This is a genomic window from Acinetobacter johnsonii CIP 64.6 (assembly GCF_000368045.1).
Taxonomy (GTDB): Bacteria; Pseudomonadota; Gammaproteobacteria; order Pseudomonadales; family Moraxellaceae; genus Acinetobacter; species Acinetobacter johnsonii.
Genome location: NZ_KB849235.1, coordinates 405133 through 422558, shown reverse-complemented (window position 1 = coordinate 422558; position 17426 = coordinate 405133). Strand labels below are relative to the sequence as shown.

At 39.4% G+C, this 17426-nt stretch carries 24 protein-coding genes and 1 pseudogene; 10 read left to right on the top strand and 15 right to left on the bottom strand.

The annotated features are described in order from the left end of the window. The 3 genes from mltG (at position 1) to F986_RS07860 (ending at position 2161) form a co-directional block, all read left to right on the top strand. Positions 1-1056, top strand: a complete 1056-nt coding sequence (gene mltG / locus F986_RS07870; RefSeq protein WP_004693810.1) for an endolytic transglycosylase MltG — start codon at positions 1-3, stop codon at positions 1054-1056. Continuing rightward, positions 1057-1656, top strand: coding sequence for a dTMP kinase (gene tmk / locus F986_RS07865; protein ID WP_004693808.1), 600 nt, complete (start codon positions 1057-1059; stop codon positions 1654-1656). A gap of 88 nt (positions 1657-1744) precedes the next feature. Next, the gene (locus F986_RS07860; RefSeq protein WP_004693806.1) at positions 1745-2161 is read left to right on the top strand and encodes a PaaI family thioesterase; all 417 of its coding nucleotides are present in this window, start codon (positions 1745-1747) and stop codon (positions 2159-2161) included. Between the two features lie 45 nt (positions 2162-2206). On the opposite strand, the gene nadB is transcribed toward F986_RS07860, so the two are convergent. After that, on the bottom strand, positions 2207-3841 hold the full coding sequence (gene nadB / locus F986_RS07855; protein ID WP_017397087.1) for an L-aspartate oxidase: 1635 nt from the start codon (positions 3839-3841) through the stop codon (positions 2207-2209). Between the two features lie 229 nt (positions 3842-4070). Here nadB and F986_RS07850 point away from each other — a divergent pair, with 229 nt between their 5' ends. From F986_RS07850 to F986_RS07840, 4 genes and pseudogenes are all read left to right on the top strand, one after another. Next, positions 4071-5450 (top strand): Do family serine endopeptidase, encoded by a 1380-nt coding sequence (locus F986_RS07850; protein WP_004693802.1) that lies wholly within the window; start codon positions 4071-4073, stop codon positions 5448-5450. A gap of 111 nt (positions 5451-5561) precedes the next feature. Continuing rightward, complete coding sequence (locus F986_RS07845) at positions 5562-6038, top strand: acyl-CoA thioesterase (protein ID WP_004693800.1); 477 nt, start codon at positions 5562-5564, stop codon at positions 6036-6038. Positions 6039-6183: 145 nt separating this feature from the next. After that, positions 6184-6249 (top strand): annotated as a pseudogene (locus F986_RS18765) (hypothetical protein); the annotation flags it as partial. Positions 6250-6461: 212 nt separating this feature from the next. Further along, positions 6462-7685 (top strand): tyrosine-type recombinase/integrase, encoded by a 1224-nt coding sequence (locus F986_RS07840; protein WP_004693798.1) that lies wholly within the window; start codon positions 6462-6464, stop codon positions 7683-7685. On the opposite strand, the gene F986_RS07835 is transcribed toward F986_RS07840, so the two are convergent. From F986_RS07835 to F986_RS07795, 10 genes are all read right to left on the bottom strand, one after another. After that, on the bottom strand, positions 7674-7925 hold the full coding sequence (locus tag F986_RS07835) for a hypothetical protein (protein WP_004693796.1): 252 nt from the start codon (positions 7923-7925) through the stop codon (positions 7674-7676). The genes F986_RS07840 and F986_RS07835 overlap by 12 nt on opposite strands. After that, on the bottom strand, positions 7922-8131 hold the full coding sequence (locus F986_RS07830) for a hypothetical protein (protein WP_004693794.1): 210 nt from the start codon (positions 8129-8131) through the stop codon (positions 7922-7924). The genes F986_RS07835 and F986_RS07830 overlap by 4 nt, the downstream gene beginning before the upstream one ends. Next, entirely contained in the window at positions 8124-8486 is a 363-nt protein-coding gene (locus F986_RS07825; protein ID WP_227555138.1) for a hypothetical protein, read from the bottom strand. The genes F986_RS07830 and F986_RS07825 overlap by 8 nt, the downstream gene beginning before the upstream one ends. A gap of 75 nt (positions 8487-8561) precedes the next feature. Continuing rightward, complete coding sequence (locus tag F986_RS18390) at positions 8562-8726, bottom strand: hypothetical protein (protein WP_004693792.1); 165 nt, start codon at positions 8724-8726, stop codon at positions 8562-8564. Between the two features lie 16 nt (positions 8727-8742). After that, positions 8743-9114: a hypothetical protein gene (locus F986_RS07820; RefSeq protein WP_004693791.1), complete on the bottom strand. Its 372-nt coding sequence runs from the start codon at positions 9112-9114 to the stop codon at positions 8743-8745. A gap of 16 nt (positions 9115-9130) precedes the next feature. Next, the gene (locus tag F986_RS07815; RefSeq protein WP_004693790.1) at positions 9131-9325 is read right to left on the bottom strand and encodes a hypothetical protein; all 195 of its coding nucleotides are present in this window, start codon (positions 9323-9325) and stop codon (positions 9131-9133) included. Then, positions 9325-9564 (bottom strand): hypothetical protein, encoded by a 240-nt coding sequence (locus F986_RS07810; protein WP_004693788.1) that lies wholly within the window; start codon positions 9562-9564, stop codon positions 9325-9327. The genes F986_RS07815 and F986_RS07810 overlap by 1 nt, the downstream gene beginning before the upstream one ends. 130 nt (positions 9565-9694) lie before the next feature. Continuing rightward, the gene (locus F986_RS07805; protein ID WP_004693787.1) at positions 9695-10822 is read right to left on the bottom strand and encodes an ATP-binding protein; all 1128 of its coding nucleotides are present in this window, start codon (positions 10820-10822) and stop codon (positions 9695-9697) included. Between the two features lie 12 nt (positions 10823-10834). After that, positions 10835-11140: a hypothetical protein gene (locus F986_RS07800; protein ID WP_004693785.1), complete on the bottom strand. Its 306-nt coding sequence runs from the start codon at positions 11138-11140 to the stop codon at positions 10835-10837. Beyond that, on the bottom strand, positions 11140-11568 hold the full coding sequence (locus F986_RS07795; RefSeq protein WP_004693783.1) for a hypothetical protein: 429 nt from the start codon (positions 11566-11568) through the stop codon (positions 11140-11142). Before F986_RS07795 ends, F986_RS07800 begins: the two co-directional genes overlap by 1 nt. Positions 11569-11847: 279 nt before the next feature. Between F986_RS07795 and F986_RS07790 the strand changes: the two genes are divergently transcribed. After that, positions 11848-13131, top strand: a complete 1284-nt coding sequence (locus tag F986_RS07790) for a DNA cytosine methyltransferase (RefSeq protein WP_004693781.1) — start codon at positions 11848-11850, stop codon at positions 13129-13131. Here the strand turns inward: F986_RS07790 and F986_RS07785 are convergent. The 4 genes from F986_RS07785 to F986_RS07770 all read right to left on the bottom strand — a co-directional run bounded on the left by F986_RS07785 (position 13105) and on the right by F986_RS07770 (position 16666). After that, positions 13105-15243, bottom strand: a complete 2139-nt coding sequence (locus F986_RS07785) for an ATP-binding protein (RefSeq protein WP_004693779.1) — start codon at positions 15241-15243, stop codon at positions 13105-13107. The two genes, F986_RS07790 and F986_RS07785, sit on opposite strands and share 27 nt — an antisense overlap. Positions 15244-15377: 134 nt before the next feature. Continuing rightward, on the bottom strand, positions 15378-15680 hold the full coding sequence (locus tag F986_RS07780; protein WP_004693777.1) for a hypothetical protein: 303 nt from the start codon (positions 15678-15680) through the stop codon (positions 15378-15380). Positions 15681-15707: 27 nt separating this feature from the next. After that, complete coding sequence (locus F986_RS18565) at positions 15708-15923, bottom strand: hypothetical protein (protein WP_004693775.1); 216 nt, start codon at positions 15921-15923, stop codon at positions 15708-15710. Between the two features lie 77 nt (positions 15924-16000). Continuing rightward, on the bottom strand, positions 16001-16666 hold the full coding sequence (locus tag F986_RS07770; RefSeq protein WP_004693773.1) for a LexA family protein: 666 nt from the start codon (positions 16664-16666) through the stop codon (positions 16001-16003). A 126-nt stretch (positions 16667-16792) separates the two neighbouring features. Between F986_RS07770 and F986_RS07765 the strand changes: the two genes are divergently transcribed. Together F986_RS07765 and F986_RS07760 are read left to right on the top strand one after the other, a co-directional pair. After that, the gene (locus F986_RS07765) at positions 16793-17011 is read left to right on the top strand and encodes a YdaS family helix-turn-helix protein (RefSeq protein ID WP_004693771.1); all 219 of its coding nucleotides are present in this window, start codon (positions 16793-16795) and stop codon (positions 17009-17011) included. A gap of 9 nt (positions 17012-17020) precedes the next feature. Continuing rightward, a complete protein-coding gene (locus F986_RS07760; protein ID WP_004693768.1) occupies positions 17021-17377 on the top strand; it encodes a helix-turn-helix domain-containing protein in 357 nt (118 codons plus the stop codon). The last annotated feature ends 49 nt before the right edge of the window (positions 17378-17426 follow it).

Here is a 17426-nt window from a genome sequence, read left to right as displayed (position 1 = left end):
ATGTCCGCAGCCAAAACCAAATCGAAAAAGAAAACGCAACCACCCCAACGCAAAGTGAAAGGGTTGTTATTGATTGCTGTGAGCATCATTGTTTTATTGATGATTGTACTGTGGTCGAGTTTGTTTAAATCTTATCCTGTCGAGGGTAAAAAACAGTTATTGGCAATTAACTCTGGCGATACCTATTCCGGTTTTATTGACCGCTTAGCCAAAGAAGACATGGCTAGTTTTCCTATTATTTTAAAGCTTTACCAAAAAATATTTATTCATGACACGTTGAAAGCCGGTGTTTACGAAGTGCGTGAAGGTATGAGCATTCGCCAAGTTTTGGATATGATTTCCAATGTCGATAATGCCGAGATGAACCGTATATTGGTGATTGAGGGGACGACCTTTAAACAGCTGATCGAGGCGTTGAAAAAGGATGCATTGGTTAAAAAGGAAGTCTCCAATTTACCCATGGATCAGCTTTTAAAAGCATTAGATATTCCGTATACGCATGCTGAAGGACTTTTTGCCCCCGATACTTACTTCTTCGCCAAAGGGGAGTCAGACAAAAAAATCTTAACGGATTTATACAAACGCCAAATGAAAGCTTTAGATGAAGCGTGGGCAAACCGTGCGGCAAATTTGCCGTATAAAGACAAATATGAAGCCCTGATCATGGCCTCTATCATTGAAAAAGAAACCAATGTTGACCGCGAACTGGAGCAAGTTTCAGGTGTGTTTGCGCGTCGTCTTCAACTCGGCATGCGTTTGCAAACGGATCCGACCGTGATTTATGGCATGGGCGATAAATATACAGGCAATATTACCCGCCAAGACTTGCGTACTCCAACGGCCTATAATACTTATACCATCAATGGTTTACCTCCTACGCCAATTGCTTTACCAAGTAAAAAAGCCATTGAAGCTACCATGCACCCAGATAACAGTAAAAACATCTACTTTGTTGCAACGGGCAATGGTGGGCACACATTTAGTGAGACTTTAGAGCAGCACAACCAAGCTGTAAAAGAATATCTCAGCGTTTTAAAAACCAAGAAGGATGAATAGATGTTTATTAGTTTTGAGGGCACAGAAGGTGTCGGTAAAACCACACTGATTCGCAAAATTTATGAGCATCTAGAGCAACAAGGTCAGCAAGTTGTTTTAACCCGTGAACCGGGTGGTACTGCGATGGCAGAGCAAATCCGTGCCTTGTTATTGTCAGTCAATCATGAAGAGCCGATGGCAAATGATACAGAGTTACTACTGATGTATGCAGCTCGGGCACAGCACTTACAACAAGTGATCGTGCCTGCATTGACTGAACATAAAACAGTGCTATGTGACCGTTTTACCGATGCGAGCTTTGCTTACCAATGTGCAGGTCGCGGTCTAAGTCGGTCAAAGCTACAACTGCTAAATGATCACTTCGTGAGTTATATGCCGAATATTACGTTTTGGCTTGATGCGCCGATCGAAACAGGCATGTCGCGCGCCCGTGAGCGTGGTGCTTTAGACCGCTTTGAACAAGAAAAAATTACTTTTTTTGAAAAAGTGCGAGCAGGTTATCAAGAGCTCTGGGAGCAGTACCCTGAACGGGTCAAACGTTTAGATGCAACTCAGTCACCTGAACAGGTTTTTGAACAAGCATTACAACATTTGACCTAAAAAAGATTGCCGAATGATTATTTCAGGACTGTAGTGAAATGAGTTTTTCTTTTATAGTCAGGCATAAAGGACTGTAAGTAGCAGGAAAATGAAAAGTAATTTAACTGAAATTGTTGCTTTTTTAGAAAAGGAATTTCCGCAAAGTTTAGAAAAATGTCATATCGAATCTGTCACTGAGCGCGCAGCAACAGTCGTGTATCAGGTAGATGAGCGCGATTTGCGACCGGGTGGAACGGTTTCAGGCCCAACCATGATGACTCTTGCAGACTATGCATTGTATATCGCTATTTTAGGGGAAATTGGGTTGGTCGGTTTAACCGTGACCACCAATTTATCGGTCAACTTTCTAAGTAAACCCGCAGCATCTACAAATATCCGCGGTGAATGTAAGTTAATGAAAGTTGGCAAAGCATTGGTGGTTGGGGATGTGTGGTTGTATTCAGTGGGTAAGGATGAACCCATTGCACATGTGGTGGGAACTTATTCTATTCCACCCAAATCCTAAAAAATGTCTGAATAAAAAAGCCTGACGAATCAGGCTTTTTTTAAATTAGTTATTCACTAAAGGGGTTTCAACTTTAAAATTTAAAGGGGTGAGTACGGTTTTACGCAGTTCATTCGACAGTTCAGGGTAATCTAAAGTGTAGTGTAGACCGCGCGATTCTTTACGCTCCATAGCACAACGCACGATCATTTCAGAGACTAAAACCAAATTACGCAGTTCGATCAGATTTTTGCTGACTTGGTAATCTTGGTAATACTCGGTAATTTCTCGCTTCAACATTTCAATGCGGTGTAGCGCACGTTCAAGACGTTTCGTAGTACGCACAATGCCGACGTAGTTCCACATGGTTTGACGGAGTTCATCCCAGTTCTGCAAAATCACCACATCTTCATCAGGATTCATCACTTGTGAGTCATCCCAAGACGGAGCAGTTGGGGATTGGTAATTTGAATCAAAACTTTTTTCGATGTGCTCTGCTGCACTCATGCCATACACAAAACACTCTAACAGTGAGTTACTGGCCATACGGTTGGCGCCATGCAAGCCAGTATATGAGGTTTCCCCAATTGCATAGAGACCAGTAATGTCAGTTTGACTATGTTCATCAACTACCACACCGCCACAGGTATAGTGCGCAGCAGGAACAACAGGAATCATTTCCTTGGTAATGTCGATGCCGAGTTCGAGTAAGCGTGCATACAAGGTCGGAAAATGTTCTTTAATGAAACTTTCGGGCTTATGGCTAATGTCGAGCCATACGTGACGAATTCCTAAGCGTTTGATTTCATAGTCAATAGCTCGCGCCACAATGTCACGTGGGGCAAGTTCTGCGCGTTCATCAAAGCGCAACATAAAGCGTTCGCCATCGGGTAAACGTAAATAAGCACCTTCACCACGCATTGCTTCAGTAATGAGGAAAGAACGCGCTTGTGGGTGGTATAAACAGGTTGGGTGAAATTGGTTAAATTCCATATTGGCCACGCGGCAACCTGCACGAAATGCCATGGCAATACCATCGCCCGTTGCAATGTCTGGGTTCGAGGTATACAGATAGGCTTTCATGGCACCGCCACACGCCAGCGCGGTAAAAGGGGCTAAAAAGGTATGTACTTTTTCAGTCTTTTCATCGAGTGCATACAGGCCTAAGGCACGATTTTGTTCTTCCAAGCCCAGTTTTTGAGAGGTAATTAAATCGATGGCGATGTAATTCTCAAAAATGGTGATGTTGTCTTTTTCAATCGCACGTTCCACTAAGGTAGTTGAAATGGCACGACCTGTAGCATCTGCGGCATGAATAATACGGCGTTGAGAATGTCCACCTTCACGCGTTAAATGCAATTGCTCTTGATCATCAAGGGTAAACTGCACGCCGTGTTTCAGTAGAAAATCAACAGAAGGTTTACCGCCTTCAACGGTTTGCTTTACGGCCTCGGTCTCACACAAGTGAGCGCCCGCAATCATGGTGTCATCAATGTGCTGTTCGATGGAATCCGTTTCATCTAAAACAGCGGCAACGCCACCTTGTGCATAGAAGGTACTTGCATCGGTCAGGTTTGATTTTGCAAGAACAGCAATATTGAAATGTTGAGGCAACGATAAGGCTAAGCTCAGGCCTGCACCGCCACTTCCCACAATAATCACATCAAAATGATGTGTTGTGTTTAAATTAGACATGTCCATCAGCTAATTTGGAAAAAGTTCGCTAATGACAGCGCTTTTTTCACGAAAAGGCAAGGGTAAAATCTCTACAATTGATGGGAAATATAAATAAAGAACGTATTTTTTAAGCAAATTTTAAGCTCTTGTTTATACAAACATAATAGAACATATTATTACCCAAGATAGACAAAGATTATGCTAAAAACGCTAATACATAAATTGATAACAAACATATAGGTCAATACTTGATATGAAAAGTCGCGCGATACAAACTGGTTTTTTTGCTGTTGCATGCACAATGGCTACGGTGCAAACACAAGCAGCACCTGTTGATTTCTCAAACTTGGTTGAGCAAGTCAGCCCTGCGGTAGTGAGTGTAAATGTGGTTAAAAAGATGACTCAAGAAGAGTTATTGCAGCAGCAAATACCTGAGATTTTGAAGCGTTTTTTTGGTAATCAAGTCATTATTCCGCAGCAGCAAGCGCCGCAAGAAAAAACGGCTTATGGCAGCGCATTTTTTATTAGTAAAGATGGGTATTTACTGACAAACCACCACGTCGTAGAAGATGCATCGAAAGTCACGATTATGTTTAATGACCGTCGTGAACTGGATGCGACTGTGGTAGGTAGTGATGAACGAACTGATGTGGCCTTGCTTAAGGTGAATGGTACGAATTTTCCATCACTCCGCGCAGGCAATGTTGATCAACTACGTGTAGGCGAACCTGTGCTTGCGATCGGTTCGCCCTTTGGTTTTGATTACTCGGCTTCAGCGGGAATCGTGAGTGCGAAAATGCGTAATATGATGGGGGAGACATCGGTACCCTTCATTCAAACCGATGTGGCTCTCAACCCAGGAAACTCAGGTGGTCCGTTATTTAACCAGCAGGGTGAAGTGGTTGGAGTGAACTCGCGTATCTTCAGTGGTACGGGCGGTTATATGGGGCTGTCTTTCTCGATTCCCATTGATGTCGCAATGGATATTGCTGACCAACTTAAGAAAACAGGTAAAGTTACGCGCTCTTATTTAGGCTTCAATCTACAAGATTTAGATCGAAATTTGGCAGAGTCTTATAATTTGCCAAAACCTGAAGGTTCGCTGATTACCAATGTTCAGCCAAATTCACCTGCACAGAAAGCGGGGCTAAAAGCAGGCGATATTATTTTAAAATTCAATGGAACGCCGATTTCGCGTACCTCTGAGTTATTGAACTATTTAAATCGTACCATGCCAAATCAAACGGTACAGCTTGAAGTACTGCGTGATGATAAAAAGCGGAATATATCAGCAACACTCACCACTGCACCAGATGATACACCTGCAAAATCAGATGTAGTTACACAAAGTAAAGGGCCTGTGTTAGGTATTGCTATCCGAAATTTAGCACCTGCTGAATTGTCACAGCTCAATGTGAAAGGTGGTGTGTTAATTCAAGAAGTGAAACGTGGCGGTGCAGCAGCACAGTCAGGTATGGCGGCTGGTGATGTGGTCACTCACATTAATAATAAAGTCGTAAAAGACACCAATGATTTTGTCCAAGCGGCGTCTGAGTTGAAAAAAGGTCAGGTTGCCCGCGTTGGAATCATCCGACAAGGCACACCAGCCATTTTAGGGATGCGCATCCAATAAGCGAAAAAAACCACTCTTCGGAGTGGTTTTTTATTTTTTGCAATTTGATGATGTCTGTTATTTGCGTACACTGCCATCTTCATAGGGATATTTAGATTCAATAGAGTGTTTATGAGTAGTATTTTTGACTTAAGACTTCAGGTACAAGCAGAACATATCGACCAGTTAGGCCATGTGAATAATGTGGTTTATATGCATTGGATGCAGGATGTCGCAACAGCACATATTGATGCATTGGGTTTAGGCTTAAAAGAATATATCGAGTTAAAACATGCCATGGTTGCGGTTGAGCATCATGTACAGTACCGAAAAGCTGCATTTAAAGAGGATGAAATAATCTTACGCACATGGTTTGACGATATAAACGCATTATATTCATCGCGCCAATATGTGTTTTATAGACCCAAAGACAATAGCATTTTATTTGTTGCTCAAACTAAGTGGGCTTGCGTAGAGATTGAAACAGGACGCGCGAAACGTATGTCACCTAGTTTTACCCAAGCTTACCAACCGCTTGCAAAAGATGTGAATGCCTTAGATTTTTCAATGGATTATTCAAAAAGCCCAGTGAAAAGCGAAAACATGTAAAAAAGCGTCAGAGTTGTGAAAAGGAAGCGTATTAATATGGATACTTTAAAAAAACCATCTGTTATAATCCTTCGCAATTTCTATTCGGCTTTTGTTGTGCATCAAAATTTGTCTGCATAACGCTTCATTTTGTTCAAGGTAGCCCATGGCGCAAGCTAAAAAATCTGTTGATATTAAAAATATCCGTAATTTCAGTATTATTGCTCACATTTATGACTGACATTAAGAAGCCATAAGACACAACTCGACGCATTAAGCCATGAAACTCAATAAAAGCCTTTAATTAGGCTTTTTTTATGCGTCACTATAAGACACAATGAAACACTAATGGAAACTATGAGCCAACCTAAATATGTACACAACCGTGTACATATTTAGCAATATGGCACAAGTTTGATGGGTCTAGTGTGTACATGGTGATATATGGCGATTTCAGAAGCTTGGCTAAAAGCTCAACTTGGTAAAGACAGAGAAAAAATAGAAGAGTTCGCCGATCGCGATGCTATGAGCGTTCGTATTACTCCAAAAGGTAAAATCGTCTTTCAACTACGCTACAGGTATAACGGCAAGCAGCATCGAATGGATCTTGGTTCATATCCGAACTTATCATTAAAAAATGCACGCGTAGAATCAGATCGGCTTAGAGCAGAACTTGAAAAAGGACTTGATCCAAAACAGGTAAGATTGAAAGAGAAGGTGAGTATTAGAGATGCATACACACTAGAAACTTTGTTTTATGAATGGTATGAGAAATTCTGTGTACCCAATAAATCTAGTCATAATGAGATAAAGCGCTCTTTTGAGATATATGTGCTTCCAAATATTGGCAAACAGAATAGTGATGATGTAAGCGCATATCAGTGGCTGTCATTACTGGAGGATGTAGCAAAGAAATCACCTTCCATTTCTGCCCGTCTTTTGATTAACGCAAACCAGTGCCTCAAGTGGGGACAGAAGCGCGGTTTAATCTCAGTCAATCACCTAATGAATGTTTCAGCCAAACATGACCTGCGTATTGAAAAAGGCGTAAAAGAAAGAGCGCTGAGCGACAAGGAAATCTATTTAACTTGGTATGCCCTAAAGCGAACCAAGATGACTTATAAAAATAAGTTGTTTCTAACACTCTTGATTATCTACGGCTGCCGCGTGGGTGAGCTTAAGCTTGCTAAAAAATCTCATTTTGATTTAAAAGAGATGATATGGACTGTTCCTCCTGAAAATCATAAAACAGGGAAGAAAAGTAAAAAGCCGATTTTAAGGCCAATTACTGAAAACATTAAACCTTACTTGCTTGAAGCAATGGAATTCAGCCAAGGTTCTGAGTACTTGTTCACAATTGATGGGACTACAAGGCCGCTAGGTGAGACATCCCATCTCACAATGCCAAACAATATTTTCCAATGGCTTAAGAGGCATAAAGGTGTTGATCTGGAGCATTGGTCTGTACACGATCTTCGTAGAACTATGCGTACCAATATGTCAACGATTGCACAGCCTCACGTATGTGAGATCATGTTGGGGCATGCACTTCCAAAGATATGGGGTACATACGATAAGCATGATTATTTATCAGAGCAGAAAGAAGCCTACGAGAAGTGGGTGGATAGGCTGGAATCGATTTGGAAGAATGAAGCGCTAGATAACTAGCGCTTTTTTTTGTAGTGGCCACGATTCATACCAACCCAGTAGTTTGCCTGAATCATAGTTATTTCCTGCGCCTCTGCATTCAGAAAACGGCTTAGGCATTGGGTTTTCATAAAGCTCACCATTCTGCCAACGGTTTAGAGTTCGTGACGACCTACCAAAAATTTCCTCTAAGTCGGGGGTTTTTAGTACTGGGCGTGAACAAAGCGCCTCTTTAATAGTCATTCCTTCAAACTTATTCATAATACCTCCTTCTTAATATCAATTAACTCAAACGGTAATTTGGTATCCAATCCCTTGCATTCATCCTTATATCCAAAACTTACAAGGATGTGATAAAGGGCAGAGGCTTGCTCCGCCGTGAATGTTTTGGTTGTGCCTGATTGACCTATAACAAGTGGTGCGAATTCTTCAGCAAGGTCTTGGGCGATGTGTTGGAGGTTAGTCATTGGTTGGCTCCCTTACTTCAAGCATATCAATGTTGCTTTGAATACATTTCATTGCAGCAAACCAACCCTTATCAAAAAGATCATTCACACTTATCTCAGCAATGGGACTTTCAACCTGTTCCTTAATTGATCGAACCAATAACCGATCATTTAGCGCTTGCTGTACATCAGGCACGGATTGGGCTGTAGCTGCTTGCCACAACTCCCAATCACTTTTAAAATTCCAGCCTGCATACCGATTATTTGGGAATCTTTTCTCGCAATCATCTAAGTCTTTTTTTAATGTTTCATAATCTATGCCTATTTGTTTAGCTTTAAATCTTTCAAACGCCTCTTTTTCGTTTTGAATTTCCATCACACTCTCCTGAGCAAACATCTGCGCGAAATCCTGATTTATTGTTTAAATTGCGCAAATAATTGCTCGAAATATTTATTTAACCACTGGCACAATCGTCAATTGACCGCCTGTTGTTGATTCAACCAATTTAGTGAAATAACCAATTGCATTACCTAATGTTGTTTCATCAGCTTGAGCAGGGCGCTTTATCAAAATATCAATCGCTTCTAAAAGTTTTCGCTTTTCATGCACTTCCATCACGCCACCTCAACCTTTAATAATATTCGTCATCAAGCCATTCACATTCGTCTTCATAGCTCTGATAAAACTTTGAAACACAATCAGGGCAAGCTTCATAAACTGGCCCACACATGCCTTCATCGGGATCACGATATGAACTCAAATAAGGAACAAGATTTCCGCATTTCCTACAGCATTCCCATTGCACAGGATCTTCTTTTTTGGCTTGAATCGCTGCTTGATGCTCATTCCAGCATTGATCACACATGTTGTAATATTCGGCACCAAAGCTATCGGCTTCTGAACAAATACGGTGAGTAGCCTTAATATCGTGGTGTGTGTAGCAAAATGTTCCCCATTCATCATCGTGAATAGAAACGGATTGTCCTGGTAAATGTGCAGACATTTTTAAGCCTCCTTTCTTAATTGGCTAGTACGTTGACAGCATTTAACACAGTGATGTTTGCTAGATTGACAGGCTTTGAACTCAGTAAGTCCATGCAAGTCGCATTTGCCTTCAAAAGTACTTTCACCTTCGCCAAGTTAATCTGACGATGCACTTCCACAAATTTAGCAATCGCTTCCGAATAATCGGGCTTAATTTTTGTTTCAAACATTACGCCACCTTCATTTCAATATAGTTAGAATCTTGGTGATTCACGTATTCTTCATACAGTGACTGGCAAGCTGCATTACCCGTTAAATCATTCTTTACAAACACATAGCTCAGCGATTTCTTTGTGCCTTTGCCTGAGAACGTGCAACTACCATCAGCCAGCACTTTCTTTACGTAGCCCAATAATTCAAGCCAAATCATGAAGGCAAGGACATGCTTGTTTTTAATTCTGAAGATCATCGATACCCCCACGTATTAACAAAGTTTTGGATACAGTCCTCAATCCCAAAGAGATTGATGTCTCTGTAAGTTCTTACCCGCCCGTTGTGCTGAATTAACAGCACACGGGTAATAGAAGAGTAGGTGTAGCTCATGCAATAGCTCTCCCTTGTCCTTGGGTGGTATTGATGATGTGAGCTTTTACATTTTCAAAATGCTGGGCTTCGATGCCTAATAGGCTATCGATCCCTTGATCTTCACAATAGGTCATAACATCAATGCCGGCTTGTGCTAGGAGGTCTTGCAACTCATCACGTTGAGCCTCTGAGATCCCATTAAATTCAGGCGGATTGATCCACTTTTGAAGGTTCGTATTAAAAGTGCAGTTCAATTCTTTTGCCCGAGCTAGCAAGGCTTGGCGCATGTTTTGGTAGTAAAGGTGTTCTTTATCCAATGCCTCAGTCATTTGGTTAAAATCACCAGCATGTTGGGCTTCTGCACAGCTTTGCTTCCAGTTCTCTAAGTCTTCAACAGCTTTAGCTAATGCCAGCTGATCAGGTGTAAGCGTGTTGATATGAGCCTTCGCATCTGCAATTAAGTCTGCAAGAAAAGTAGGGTGTAACTTAAGATCAGGTACCCAAACCTCACCTGTCTCGCCACCTAAAGCACCAGAATTTTTCGCATGGTGTGTTGGGGATGGCTTGAAGTTAATGACTCTCGCATTTTTACCTTCACCAGTAGTTACAGTGGTCAAATAACCCATGATGTCTGCAATACGGTAAAGTTCATTTCGGTTCTTACCACCAAGCTCAGGACGGTAGATGATCTGATCACCGCTTTGGTCTTCTGAGGCATGGGCAATAAAGACGACATCCTTACCAAAACTTAAAAGCGTATTGATGTACTGCTTAAACTTCATGTTTGCTAAGCCTTGGGCTTTTAATTTGAGTGCACCATCTTGTTGACGGTTATTCGCTGTTTTGAGCAAATGTGTCTTGATGGATTCAAGCATTGCGCCTACGGTATCAATAACAACCGTATTGAAAGGTGCTAAGTCCTGTTCTGTAATGTTTTCAATATCCGACCACTGCTGAACTGGAACAACAGCTCCGCGACGAAGTTCACCAGTACGGTGTGCACCACGGTCAAAGTCAAATGAAATAGCTTTATCTGCGGTAAATCCTAGAGACGTTTTACCAAGCCCCGGATCTGCATAGATGTAAGTAATAATCGCGCTTACGTTTAATGCTTGGTCTGCTGGAATAATAGGTATAGCCATGAGTATTTCCCCTTATGCCCAGAACAGTGAGCCTTTAGCTCGTTTAAATGATTTTGGATAAGAACGTGTAAGTGACTTCTGAAGACGAATAGCCATAGTTTTTCTTTGCTGGAAAGCTCGTTCACGTTCAAAGTTTTCACGGATCCAAGGTTTAGCTGCATGAACCTCAAGCGTGATTAGCTGTTCGCTACCATCCTTATTGACCACATAGATATGGCGACCTTTTTCAAAGTAGGTTGAATGGCCTAGACGCATACGAATGTTGCCTTCGTCATCTTGGCTGATGAACTCAGAAAACTTTTGAGTAGAAGTAGTCATTAACCTGCCTCCACTAAACGATGTTTTTCGATATAACCCTTAATAAGAGCATTGAAGTTCTGATGGTCGATGTGGTTTGTGAAATCGCTGTATGGATTGCCTAGGGCATCTGAAACGGTCACTTCATCAAGGCTGGTTACGTCTACAGCGGTGAATTCACCACCTGGTACGCCGTAGCTGTCAGGAAATGCCTCAACTTCAAAACGTGCAGTAACGCGGAAACCATCTAAACGAATAATCGCTTCGCCGTGGTTATCACCAGTCATGCGTAATGCAAGGAGTTGATATTCAGAAGGTGCTACGTTGGCAACGATAGGTTGAGCAGCCTGTGGTGCAGTTTTAAACCCGCAGCTAAGCACACCTATTGTTACAGCAGCTACACCAAGAGATATCTTGATGGTATTGAAAGGGGTTAAGGTTTTGTTCATAATTGATCTCGCAATTTGCAAAAGCCCTGATCCCGTCGAAAGTCTCAGGGCTTTTTGTTGTCTGTGAGATAAATATAAGCAAACTAATATTAGTAGTCAATAAGTATTCTAATATATTTTTATTATCACTAATTTTTTATGTTTTAATAGACAAAAGAAAACCCACCGCTGGGGTGGGTGGAGTCATGGTTTAATTAAATTAACTTTAAAGCATGTTCTTGATGAATAAATTAAGTATCATAACCATGCCGATGGTATGGCAACACTGGGAAAATTAAATTGAACAATCTAGCTTTAAACCTTAATAACTTACAGGAATTCGATACTACTAGTTACTCAGAATTTATGAGCGGGTTTATTCAACCAGAATATAAGTTCAATTATGTAAGCCTATTCTCAAGTGCGGGAATTTCTGATTTTGGACTAAAGTTGCTAGGTGGTAAATGCATAGCAGCATGTGAGTTAGATGCGAATAGAAGATTAGTTCACGAAGCAAATATATCAGGCAAAGTGTTTAGCGACATTAGAGAAGACAAGAATAGATTAATTGAATATGTACTCAAACAAGGTGAAACTCTAGATCTGGTTTTTGCCACACCTCCATGTCAAAGTTTTAGTACAGCAAATTCTAGAAGGGGAAAACTTAAAGATACTATTAGTGCCAATTCAGATCCAAGAAATTTTCTGTTTTTCGATGCATTAGAGGTATGTTGTAAATTAAAGCCAAAATTTATCGTGATTGAAAATGTTCCTAATTTTGGTAGACGTTTGCTACGTAATGAACAAGGTGCAGAAGGGCATGTTGAAGAATTTATTGATGTTATTTTGAGTAATTATATTGGACAAACATTTGTTAAATGTGTGTCGGATTTTGGTGTTCCTCAATCAAGAAAAAGAAGCTTTAGCATTTATATACGTAAAGATATAGCCAAGGAAAATAATATTCATTCTAAAGATGTAAATAAATTAAAATACATTAAGCCTTTAGATGCACCCAAAAATATTGTTGATGCTATTGGACATTTACCTGAATTGGATAGCAGATCAAAAGATAGCAATAGTTATAAAAATGATATCTTTCATCACGTACCAGTTTTAAGTGATAAACATTATTCGTGGATAGCAAATATACCTGTAAATAGCGGTAAATCTGCATGGATGAATTCTTGTGAGCATTGTGGTAGTGCAGCCACGCCAATGTTTGAGATAAAATGTTCATCATGTGGTAAAGATATTAAAGTTAGACCGCATATTATAGAAAACAATGGCACAACTCGGAGTATTAAAGGCTTTAGAACGAGTTACAAGCGAATTCATCCTGATGGACTGTCGTCTGCAATCACAACTAATACTAACGCATTTAGTAGTGATAATAAATTACACCCAAGCCAAAATCGTGTACTTAGTGTTAGAGAATGTATGTTAATTCAAAGCATTCCCGACACTTTTAAATGGCCAGAGCAAATATTTTATAAATCAATGCATTTGGTTAGAGAAATGGTGGGAGAGGCTCTACCACCATTAGTAAGCTATCAATTAGCCAAGGAGCTTTTCAGACTTTAATTTAGGTTCTAATTTACTGATGATCCTTGCTAAATCATCATTATTTTTAGCCATTTGTAATAAAAATTGCTGAACTGGTTCACCACCTAATTCACAAATTTGCTGAACTCTAGCATCGGATGGGTTGATATCGTTTCCAGCCATGATAGTTGCCAAGATTTGCATATGCTCTTTTCGAGACTCAATAAGAATATCAGACCACGATTTAAACTGGACGGTAGTAGGAGCCTGTTTCAAAACACTTTCTTCAATTCCTCTAGCGATTAAGTAACCAGTAACATTTGCATTAGGAAATCTGGATTGGAAGTATTGCATATATGATTGTAATTGATTGAATTCCAACCATGCTACAGTTGCATCAGGACCTTTCAATTCAACGACAATAATATTTTTATCTTCTGCATCTCCTAAAAAAACTACATCTGGTTGTTTGTAATCGTTAGGTGTAGCAACAGCAGCATCTCTGAATTGCCATCTTCCAGTTTCTTTTGCTTCATTAACAATTTTTTTCAACGAGGATCTAGCAGAAAATTTTTCATAATTTGTATGTAATATCCAAGGAAATTCTTCAATTAAATGCTGTAGTTGTGTCTCATTTCCTACCATTATTCTATGTTCTAATTGTGTTAAAGCGTAAATTCTTAAAGAGAACATAACACCTAATGACAACCCCTCAGGGACTAATTCCTGAACAAGTTTATCTACAATTAAAGGGAACTGATTTGGGTCAAATTGTGAAGTCTCATTCCATAGGTTTTTTATAAGTCTTCTTGCTGGCTCATGAACCCAAGCTTTTGCAGCAACTTCAATAAAATTAATTTTATCTTCTTCCGTTAAATCAACATTAGGTGTCACATCTGCAAGTAAGGATGTTAAGTGAGTTTGTTCGTTAGGTGTTAGGTGGTAATCAGTCTTATCTCTTAATGTTACTTCAACGAGTTTCTCAATTTCTTGTAGCGCATTTGATTTTCTGTAAACCAGGAACTGATTTATAAACTTTCTAGTTTCTGTCGCACCCCAATTAAGAAATGATTCAAAGCCAGGGTATTCCCAATTTAGCGTTGTACGATCAGTTGATATAATGTCATCTTTAAATTCATCGATCCAATCAGCCTCAATGACACCATACATATAACGTGTGAAAATCTCAGATCCTTTTAGCTTGAAAAAAAAGGGTCTATCTTGAGCTAATTTCCCATGAGCAAAAATCCCTATTCCTGCCTCTTCTTGTGACCATGTAGCAGAATCTACAAAACCAACCCAATACTTAATTTCTTTTAATTCAGTAACTTCTTCATTCTTGGCGTTTGTATATTTAAAAGGAATCTTTTCTGTAATTTTTCCAACTGGAGGAATACGAAGACCCCATTCAGGAAAACAATCCTGCTCTTCAAGTAAGTCATCATTAATAAAAACCTGGAATTCAGGATCATTTAGAGTGATAGTAAATCTTCTGCCAAGGGATTTTTTGAGAGTTTCAGTAGTCAATACTCTTGTTAGGCTTAAATCATGACCTATTATAATAGTACCCTTAGTGGCTTCTAAAAGATCAGCAATGCGTGTTTTGATTTTACTTCTGAACTCATCATGTTCAGTCACTTTTTGTAATGCAATTTCAGAATTTTCAATTGCAAAATTAGTGCAATCATCAAAATAAACAGTGGGTTCGTATATCTCAAAAGGTTTATCTTGATTAGTCTGAGCCGTTAAATGTTTATAATTTAAGCTTAACCAATTTAATTTTCCATTTTTTAAAGTAATTAGTTCTACTTGCTTAGCAACACCAAAAGGTGCCAACTTCCCAATTCCTTTTCGCCCCATTGGCTTACGTGAACTTTTATCAATTTTTTCTCTTGAGCCTTGCTTTGTCTTTGCAATAACTAGCCAATTATTAATAATTTCCTCGCTAGTCATTCCCAAACCATCATCTGAAACAAGAATACCAATAGGAGTACCTTGTTTGGAAATGAGGTCTATATTTACTGTATTAGCTAAAGCATCCCATGAATTAGATACTAATTCTGCGATTACATTTGTAGGCTTATTTTGATAAAGCTTTAAACCTAGATGTTCAATAATATTATGTGAATACTGCAATTTATATTTAGTCATTTTAAGCCCCTGAAAAATATTAATAATAAGAATTTAGTTAATTATAAAACATCCCTATACAAACCAACAGCCCAACCCAAGCCGCATATAGCGGCTTTTTATTTAATCCAGCCAGCAAAATTGATCAGGGCTATTTATATATCCGAATACTTTTCTAAAAAGTCATCCACCCAACCTTGTGCTGTATCAAGATTGGTTATATCTGCTAGTTTTAGATTGGTGCTTTCTGCTTCGTTAAAGCCCTCAATAATCGCTTCAAAGATGTTTACTTCACCAATAACCTCTCGTGCTATTTCCGCAGCGTCGTAGCTTTGTTTGGCTTTTTTGAGAGCTGCTATTTGTTTATCAATTCCTGCACCAATTTTTTCTAATGCCAATTTGAATTCTTGACGATTAATTGTTAGCGCAGTTTTAGATTTATTAAGTGTTCCGATCATTATGCTTTCCTTCTTTAAGGGCTTTTATTACACAAAAAGTTGAATTCGTTTAAATTTTTTATTCATATCAATTTGGCTTTTATAGAATTTATCTTTATCAATTGCTTCAATAAAATCGTTAAAGGTACTGGCTTCAAGAAGTCTATAAATAAATCTCTCACCAGTCCTAAGAACCACGGTCAACAAGAAGTGCTGATAAAGCACGTAGCTGATATTGCGCGAATTTACTTCAATTCTTTGCATGTTTGGTATTTTGTTTCCTTATATTTGTGTGCTTTAAATAGCTTAAAACCCAAGCTTTGATGTGCTTAGGTTTATTCTTATTTATTAAAGCTTCTTAGGTGTTCAACTACTACTCCAATGATGCGAATCTCTTGCTGAGTTGAGTTCATGGTTGGAAAGTCAGGGTTTAATGGAACTAACTCAAAAGTCTCCCGCCCATGTTCGTCATAACCGATTGCACGGTATTTTTTAAATGTGGCTTCATGACTACCATTCTGAGCAATTACATAACAACCAGGATAGGGTGGTTTTGAGGCATCAACCACTAATTTGTCGCCAGGATTAAAGTCTGGCGTCATGCTTGCACCTGAAACTTCCAGCGAGAATACACACTCAGGTTTTGCACTCTGATAAGTAGTGTAAGTCTCACTTTTGGGATTAAGGCCATCATATCCAACATCATGAAACAGTCCTGCTTGAACGTAATCCAATACGGGAATTTTGCGTAGAGGTGACGTATCTGGGCGAACGTTGCCAAAGCTTGATTCTGGCGTGGTTTGATCTTGCATCTCCCCATTACCAGTTTGCAACCAATATGCATTTACACCAAGAAAGTTAGCTATAGATGGTAAATGAGAGGATGAGTTTACCAACCCCGTTTCTAATTGACTTAAAGCGGATTGGGTTATTCCAATAGCTTCAACCACATCTTTTTGGGATTTACCGGCCATTTTACGAGCCTTCTTCAATCTGTCCTTAAGCATTTGTATCACCTTCTTATGCATTCTTAAGCATATTAGGCAACTAATATTAAATCAAATTAGAATACTTATTGACTGTGTATTAGATTGCTAATATTATTGATTTATTACTAATATTTTGAGATGGCTATGAAAACCATTTACCAAAATCTTGTAGAGCATTTTGGTGGGCAAGTCTCAACAGCAAACGCTCTCAACGTTAGTCAGGCAAATATCAGCGGATATGTAGCTGGCCGATGGAATATGTCTGAGCGCGTAGCAATACGTGCAGAAAAAGCAACTAACGGTAAATTCAAAGCGGTGGATTTATGTCCATCACTAAAAGAATTTCAAACATTAACTGCCTAGGAGCTGCTTATGAGCAAAGTATCCCCTGAATTATCTGCAAGCGCCAGAAATGGAATATCGCGCATTTTGCAATCACTTGCGAATTGCAGACAAAGCGAATTAGCCGAGCAACTTGGCGTTGACCCAAGCACTTTATCTAGAATGAAAACAGATAGAAAAAACAATGACTTGACAGAAATTGAAACCTTTTGCGAGTTATTGAGCTGCTTAGGATTAAAGATTGTACCTAAGGAATATCAAAGTATTGATAAATCTAGAGTTGAAGCACTTTTGGTTATGTCAAAAAGCTGGATGAGCCGCATTGATACTGTCGATGATTTGTTTCATGACGAAATCAGTGTGCAAAAAGAAAAACTCGGATATTAAAAAACCACTTTCTAGGCAAACAGAAAGTGGTCGTGATTCATTAATTATC

Bases quoted from the DNA above. Each gene is read 5' to 3' on its own strand.
- F986_RS07765 (WP_004693771.1), top strand. From the start codon at position 16,793: ATGAAAACCATTTACCAAAATCTTGTAGAGCATTTTGGTGGGCAAGTC.
- tmk (WP_004693808.1), top strand. From the start codon at position 1,057: ATGTTTATTAGTTTTGAGGGCACAGAAGGTGTCGGTAAAACCACACTG.
- F986_RS07820 (WP_004693791.1), bottom strand. From the start codon at position 9,114: ATGTCTGCACATTTACCAGGACAATCCGTTTCTATTCACGATGATGAA.
- F986_RS18390 (WP_004693792.1), bottom strand. From the start codon at position 8,726: ATGGAAGTGCATGAAAAGCGAAAACTTTTAGAAGCGATTGATATTTTG.
- F986_RS07815 (WP_004693790.1), bottom strand. From the start codon at position 9,325: ATGTTTGAAACAAAAATTAAGCCCGATTATTCGGAAGCGATTGCTAAA.
- F986_RS07860 (WP_004693806.1), top strand. From the start codon at position 1,745: ATGAAAAGTAATTTAACTGAAATTGTTGCTTTTTTAGAAAAGGAATTT.
- F986_RS07840 (WP_004693798.1), top strand. From the start codon at position 6,462: ATGGCGATTTCAGAAGCTTGGCTAAAAGCTCAACTTGGTAAAGACAGA.
- nadB (WP_017397087.1), bottom strand. From the start codon at position 3,841: ATGGACATGTCTAATTTAAACACAACACATCATTTTGATGTGATTATT.
- F986_RS07785 (WP_004693779.1), bottom strand. From the start codon at position 15,243: ATGACTAAATATAAATTGCAGTATTCACATAATATTATTGAACATCTA.
- F986_RS07795 (WP_004693783.1), bottom strand. From the start codon at position 11,568: ATGAACAAAACCTTAACCCCTTTCAATACCATCAAGATATCTCTTGGT.
- mltG (WP_004693810.1), top strand. From the start codon at position 1: ATGTCCGCAGCCAAAACCAAATCGAAAAAGAAAACGCAACCACCCCAA.
- F986_RS07780 (WP_004693777.1), bottom strand. From the start codon at position 15,680: ATGATCGGAACACTTAATAAATCTAAAACTGCGCTAACAATTAATCGT.
- F986_RS07760 (WP_004693768.1), top strand. From the start codon at position 17,021: ATGAGCAAAGTATCCCCTGAATTATCTGCAAGCGCCAGAAATGGAATA.
- F986_RS18565 (WP_004693775.1), bottom strand. From the start codon at position 15,923: ATGCAAAGAATTGAAGTAAATTCGCGCAATATCAGCTACGTGCTTTAT.
- F986_RS07845 (WP_004693800.1), top strand. From the start codon at position 5,562: ATGAGTAGTATTTTTGACTTAAGACTTCAGGTACAAGCAGAACATATC.
- F986_RS07830 (WP_004693794.1), bottom strand. From the start codon at position 8,131: ATGACTAACCTCCAACACATCGCCCAAGACCTTGCTGAAGAATTCGCA.
- F986_RS07770 (WP_004693773.1), bottom strand. From the start codon at position 16,666: ATGCTTAAGGACAGATTGAAGAAGGCTCGTAAAATGGCCGGTAAATCC.
- F986_RS07810 (WP_004693788.1), bottom strand. From the start codon at position 9,564: ATGATCTTCAGAATTAAAAACAAGCATGTCCTTGCCTTCATGATTTGG.
- F986_RS07850 (WP_004693802.1), top strand. From the start codon at position 4,071: ATGAAAAGTCGCGCGATACAAACTGGTTTTTTTGCTGTTGCATGCACA.
- F986_RS07825 (WP_227555138.1), bottom strand. From the start codon at position 8,486: ATGGAAATTCAAAACGAAAAAGAGGCGTTTGAAAGATTTAAAGCTAAA.
- F986_RS07800 (WP_004693785.1), bottom strand. From the start codon at position 11,140: ATGACTACTTCTACTCAAAAGTTTTCTGAGTTCATCAGCCAAGATGAC.
- F986_RS07805 (WP_004693787.1), bottom strand. From the start codon at position 10,822: ATGGCTATACCTATTATTCCAGCAGACCAAGCATTAAACGTAAGCGCG.
- F986_RS07835 (WP_004693796.1), bottom strand. From the start codon at position 7,925: ATGAATAAGTTTGAAGGAATGACTATTAAAGAGGCGCTTTGTTCACGC.